The 1,198-nt window shown below is 54.2% G+C and carries 2 protein-coding genes; both read right to left on the minus strand.

All coding sequences use genetic code 11. The features are described from left to right. Positions 1-12: 12 nt before the first annotated feature. The gene (locus ACP5KC_RS07610; protein WP_428287152.1) at positions 13-186 is read right to left on the minus strand and encodes a hypothetical protein; all 174 of its coding nucleotides are present in this window, start codon (positions 184-186) and stop codon (positions 13-15) included. Positions 187-595: 409 nt separating this feature from the next. Then, the coding region (locus ACP5KC_RS07615; RefSeq protein ID WP_428287153.1) for a hypothetical protein at positions 596-1,198 on the minus strand (603 nt) is incomplete at its 5' end.

The following is a 1,198-nucleotide window of genomic DNA, read 5'->3' on the forward strand; positions in this document are numbered from 1 at the left end:
AGCCGTGCCGGGCTAATAGCCTAGATCCTGCTTGGCCGGCGGTGGCGATACCCCGCGGGCCTCCCCATGCTTCCTGCCGATTGCCAAGAGGGCGCCACCCGGCTCCAGCACCCTGCTCGCTACGTAGACTCCGTGTAGGCTCAGCTCGACTACCAACGTCTCTCCCTCTACGTAGAGAGAGCTCACGTTAGCGCGTTGTTAGCCACCCTCCGGTCCCCCGGTGGCTTGTTGAAGAGAATGTCCGTGACGCTGTTAAGGATCACCCTGTAGGAGATTGCACCTCAGGCTCCTGATGTAGCCTACCTTGGAGGCGAAATCCCTGAAAGCTGTCTCGACAGCCCTCTTGAAGCCCACTGTGGAAGATACGTTCTCGGCGCCTAGCTAAAGCTTCTCGACGCACATCTATCCCCCTCGGAGGCTCGGGCTTCAACAGTATTAGAGTTTAGCGCTGATCGGGCCGGGGCGATACGGTGTAGCCGCGGATCCTGGGTCTTTTAGGGGTTCTTGGCGACAGTGCAGGTCCATGTGACGTGAGAGCACTTGAAAAGAGCCACAGGTAACAAGAGCCAAATAAGTTTAAGCTGATGTAGCACGCTCACGCTGATAGAAGAGCTCTTGCTATGTCCTTGAGGGCCCTCTCCAGTTCTCGCGCTCTCTTACTCCCGGCTTCTCGTTTTTCTCGTTCAAGCCACTTAGCGTGAGAGAGCATTGACCTGACTATTGAGTAAGCCCTCTCCCTGAGACTCCCACTCAGAGCGGCCTCCGCGAGCTCTGCTAGCACGGGTATGCCGTCCTCGTCAACGAGGGACTCCCCCAGTAACCGAGGCCACTGAGGCACTTCCGCTTTTATTACTGCTATGGCGTCCAAGAGCTTATCTACGTTGAAAACAGCAAGAGAGGGGACCCTCTGTGCGTTGGTCCTGACGTTTCTTTCGCACATCCACACGATGGCGTCTATTCCATGGAAGCCATAGAGTGTCTCCCCAAAAGACAGCGCTATAAGAGGGGCTACTAGAGCAGGCATGTGGTCGTTAAATTCGTTGAACTGAAGCTCGAAGGCCCTTTGTATTAATACCATGTCTATGAGATTAGCCTCACTGGACGGTATGAATGTAGTGACTATTAATGAGTATGTATCCCCCTTTCTGATTCTAGATATGTGAGAGCCGTAAACTAGCCCTAAGTTGGTCATGAGAAA

The sequence above is a fragment of the Infirmifilum sp. genome (assembly GCF_049970975.1).
In the GTDB taxonomy this organism is placed as follows: Archaea; Thermoproteota; Thermoprotei; order Thermofilales; family Thermofilaceae; genus Thermofilum; species Thermofilum uzonense.